Source organism: Vibrio nigripulchritudo ATCC 27043 (assembly GCF_000222685.1).
In the GTDB taxonomy this organism is placed as follows: Bacteria; Pseudomonadota; Gammaproteobacteria; order Enterobacterales; family Vibrionaceae; genus Vibrio; species Vibrio nigripulchritudo.
Window position 1 is genome coordinate 1 of sequence record NZ_AFWJ01000233.1, and the last position, 659, is coordinate 659.

The window sequence follows — 659 nt, forward strand, 5'->3', positions numbered from 1 at the left end:
CAGGTGGTGACAGGGAAGAAGATGATGATGGCTGCCATAACGACTTTGGAGGTAATGCCATATCCAAGCCAGAGCATTAAAACAGGGGCAATCGCAAAGACCGGAATTGCCTGGCTGGCGATAAGAATCGGCAGCAACCAGCGTTTAAGGGGGTTGAACATCAGCATTTGCAGAGCAAAGATCAGCCCCATAGACAACCCAAGAAGCAGGCCAAGCAAGATTTCCTGAGCCGTGACCCAGGTGTGTTTGAGCAACACATCCTGTCGCTGAATCAGGCGCTCAAAGACATCAAACGGTGCTGGCAATATAAATGCCGGCATGTCGAATATCACGACAATTGCCTGCCACAACCCAATCATCACCGATGCACTAATGATCACGCGCAGGAGAGGGAAGGAAATCTTCTCGCTTCGCTTAATGGCTCTGGCGACGGTAGAAAGCTGGTTTACGTTACTCATAGTCTTTCTCCAGCTTTTCAATAATGCTTTGTTGAAGCTTGGCGCACTCGGCATCCAGTTTTCTTGGGATGTCGGATTGAGGTAATTCCATAGCGTGAGCAAAGGCAGGCGCACCTTGCATCACGTATAGCTTGGAAGCCAGCCGAATGGCTTCGTGCGGGTCATGGGTAATGAGTAACACGGTTTTATCTTGAAGTAGCT

At 49.6% G+C, this 659-nt stretch carries 2 pseudogenes; both read right to left on the bottom strand.

The features are described 5' to 3' along the window. A pseudogene (locus tag RH89_RS16540) lies at window positions 1–392 on the bottom strand (ABC transporter permease); the annotation flags it as partial. Between the two features lie 58 nt (window positions 393–450). Continuing rightward, window positions 451–659, bottom strand: a pseudogene (locus RH89_RS29965) (ABC transporter ATP-binding protein); the annotation flags it as partial.